We start from the raw sequence: 3,346 nt of genomic DNA, 5'->3' as shown, positions 1-3,346 counted from the left end.
CTTCGACATCGAACGCATTGGGTAAAGCCACCGGCGCGGCGCCGATCCTGGCCTCGATCTCGTCCAGCATCGCGGTCTTCCACGCCAACCTTTGCAACTGCCACGCGCCCAGCGTCGACAGCACAAGACAGCCGACAATCCCGAATACCAATGGCAAAATCATGCGCCGCATGAAGGGTCTCCCAAGCCAAAGGCGCGAGAGCCCCCGCGCCTTTATCCTTTTACAAATACCTTCTCCGGAGGCGCATACCGCGTCTCGCGCGTCAGCCGCCCCAGACGTAGACCGCAGCAAACAGAAACAACCAGACCACGTCCACAAAGTGCCAGTACCAGGCAGCCGCCTCGAAACCGACATGCTTTTGTGGTGTGAAATCCCCGGCACGTAAGCGCATGTAGCAAACGAACAGGAAGATCGTGCCAATCACCACGTGGAAGCCATGGAAACCCGTCGCCATGAAGAAGTTTGCGCCGTAGATATTGCCCGAGAACCCAAAGGCCGCGTGGCTGTATTCATAGACCTGGAAGACCGTAAACAGCATGCCCAACAGAACTGCGAGGATCAGGCCCGTCGCCATGTCTTTGCGGTTGTTCTCGTGCGCCAAAGCATGGTGCGCCCAAGTCGCGGCAGCGCCCGAACACAGCAGGATTAACGTATTGATCAGCGGCAAATGCCAGGGATCAAACGTCTCGATGCCAACCGGCGGCCAGATACCATCAATCGCAGGCGATAGCCCGTTCGGATCCATCGGATAGATCGCATGCTTGAAAAAGCTCCAGAACCAGGCTGCGAAAAACATGATCTCGGACATGATGAACAAGATAAAACCATACCGAAGCCCCAACCGGACAACCGGAGTGTGATCGCCGATGCGGCTTTCAGACACCACGTCGGACCACCACGCAAACATCACGTAAAGCACAAGCGCGAGGCCAACGAAGAACATGAATGGCGTGACCTGGTGCATCCAAAGCACCGCCCCAAACAGCATGACAAAGCCACCCACCGCGCCAAGAAGCGGCCAGATCGAAGGGCTTAGAATGTGATAGTCGTGGTTTTTTGCATGCGCCATATTAGAGGTTCCCTCGGGCGTTTAGTTGATATCTTGCACAGGCACACTTTCGGTGACCAGCGCCGCCTGCTTGGGAGCGTAGTCCTCCGGCAGGTCTGTTTCATAGAACGTATAGCTTAATGTAATGACCGTAACATGGCTGGCGTCTGGGTCATCCAGAATTTCCGGCTCCACAAAGAAGCTCACAGGCATCAAAACGCGCTCGCCCGGCTCCAAAATCTGAAGCTCAAAGCAGAAACACGCTATTTTCGAGAAGAACGACCCACCCGCGAAAGGTGCGACATTATACGCTGCCGTTCCGGCAATCGGGCGATCCGTAGGGTTGTAAGCTTCGTAAAACGCCAGACCCTCCTGACCAATGCGGATTTCCATCTCGCGCTCGACAGGTTTGAACTCCCAGGGCATGCCCTTCTCTTTCGAGGCATCAAACCGTATCTTGATGGTCTCTTGCAGCGGCTCATCCATTGCGGCCTCGGCCACATCCGTCGCCCCGCCCCAACCGGTTGTTCGACAAAACCAGTCATACAAAGGCACTGACGCCCAGGCGAGCGAGCCCATAAACACCACAACACCGACAAGCTGAAGAACAGTCTTCTGCTTGGGATCCCGCGGCAGTTTGGTCACGTCGCTCATCAGTTGTTCTCCACCGGCAACAATTCTGTTCGCACGGTGTGGTCAAAACCCTGTACGGCCTCGCCACTGGTGACTTTCACAACCGTCAGGCCAAAGACCACGGCCACAAAAGACACCAACGTCAACGCCACACCCACGTTGCGCGATAGGCGCCGTTGATGCAGTTCGTGAGTTGCTTTCAGGTCCATCAGATAACGCCTCCTGCTTTCAGCGCATAATCCACCAAAAGCGCGCCAAAATGCACAAACAGATAATACAGCGAGAAGCGGAAGAATGCTTTCTCGACCTTAAAGTTATCGGCCTCGGACATCACCTCGTCACGCCGCCAAATCTGGTAGGCACCCCAGAGGAACCACGCATTCAGAGCAACCGCGACAAGCATGGTCACAGGACCGCCTATGCTTGTCAGCGCCAGCCAGACCGGCACCGGGGCCAGCAAAACCGTGTAGGCAAGGATGTGATTGCGTGTGGACTTGCGCCCATGCGTCACCGTCAACATCGGCACGCCCGCGTCGTCATAATCCGAGCGCATGAACAACGCCAAAGCCCAAAAATGCGGCGGCGTCCACATGAAGATCACCGCGAACATCAAAACGGCCTCAACCGAAACTGACCCGGTCGCCGCGACCCAGCCGATCAGCGGAGGAAACGCACCAGCCGCCCCACCAATCACAATGTTCTGCGGCGTCGAGCGCTTCAGCCACATTGTGTAGACGACGGCGTAAAAGAGGATCGTAAACGCCAGAAGAAACGCCGCCAAAAGATTTGTGGCCAAGGCCAGCATCACGACGGAAATTCCCGAAAGTCCGACACCAATGGCCAAAGCCTCGCCCGGCTCAACGCGGCCCGATGGTACGGGACGCTTCGCCGTCCGCCGCATCACCGCATCAATATCGGCGTCGTACCACATATTCAAAGCGCCCGACGCACCCGCGCCAACAGCAATGAACAAGATCGCGGCGAAAGCCTCGACCGGATGCAGGGATACAGGGGCCACCAAAAGACCGACCAGCGCCGTGAAGACCACAAGCGACATCACCCGTGGCTTCAACAGTGCAAAATAGTCCCCGAAAGTCGGTTCGTATTCGCGGGTTATGCTGGCTGAGATATCCGTCATTTCAAGTCGCCCTTACTCGGCTGCCGCGACCTGAACGGACCCGTCCACGATGCCCTGCGCAACCTTCGTCTCGGCCAACCAGGCTTCATAATCCGCCACAGTCACCGCTTTGACATTGATCGGCATATACGCATGGCTCAACCCGCAAAGCTCGGAACACTGACCGAAGTAAATGCCCTCCATGCCCTCATCGACTTCAAACCACAGCTCGGCCAGACGACCGGGAACCGCGTCCTGTTTCACGCCGAAGGCCGGAATAGTCCAAGAGTGGATCACATCCGCGCCAGTCACCTGAACCACAACAACCTTGCCGGTCGGAATGACGATGGATGTATCCGTCGCCAGCAAGAACTGCCGGTCCGTATAGCCGGCGGCTACCAGCTCTTCAGACACTTCCGGCGTCAGCATGTTGCCCGCATCAGACCCGATCATGTAGCTTTCGAACTCGATGCCCTCATCAACATACTCATAGCCCCAGTACCACTGATAGCCCGTCGCTTTGATGAACACATCGCCTTCGGGAATG

General features: G+C 56.7%; 6 protein-coding genes. All 6 read right to left on the bottom strand.

All coding sequences use genetic code 11. From position 1 onward, the window contains the following. Positions 1 to 163 (bottom strand): SURF1 family cytochrome oxidase biogenesis protein (locus tag AC221Y_RS22345; RefSeq protein WP_486708501.1); only part of this gene is annotated, 163 nt, incomplete at its 3' end. 100 nt (positions 164 to 263) lie between these two features. Then, positions 264 to 1,070, bottom strand: a complete 807-nt coding sequence (locus AC221Y_RS22340; RefSeq protein ID WP_299756214.1) for a cytochrome c oxidase subunit 3 — start codon at positions 1,068 to 1,070, stop codon at positions 264 to 266. A gap of 21 nt (positions 1,071 to 1,091) precedes the next feature. Continuing rightward, entirely contained in the window at positions 1,092 to 1,703 is a 612-nt protein-coding gene (locus AC221Y_RS22335; RefSeq protein WP_299756215.1) for a cytochrome c oxidase assembly protein, read from the bottom strand. Next, on the bottom strand, positions 1,703 to 1,891 hold the full coding sequence (locus AC221Y_RS22330; RefSeq protein ID WP_299756217.1) for a hypothetical protein: 189 nt from the start codon (positions 1,889 to 1,891) through the stop codon (positions 1,703 to 1,705). Before AC221Y_RS22330 ends, AC221Y_RS22335 begins: the two co-directional genes overlap by 1 nt. Beyond that, complete coding sequence (cyoE, locus tag AC221Y_RS22325) at positions 1,891 to 2,820, bottom strand: heme o synthase (RefSeq protein WP_486708500.1); 930 nt, start codon at positions 2,818 to 2,820, stop codon at positions 1,891 to 1,893. Before cyoE ends, AC221Y_RS22330 begins: the two co-directional genes overlap by 1 nt. 12 nt (positions 2,821 to 2,832) lie before the next feature. Further along, positions 2,833 to 3,346 (bottom strand): cupredoxin domain-containing protein (locus AC221Y_RS22320; RefSeq protein ID WP_486708499.1); only part of this gene is annotated, 514 nt, incomplete at its 5' end.

The sequence above is a fragment of the Boseongicola sp. genome (assembly GCF_057460485.1).
The sequence above is the reverse complement of the archived record's forward strand: the minus strand, read 5'-3'. Positions and strand labels throughout refer to the sequence as shown.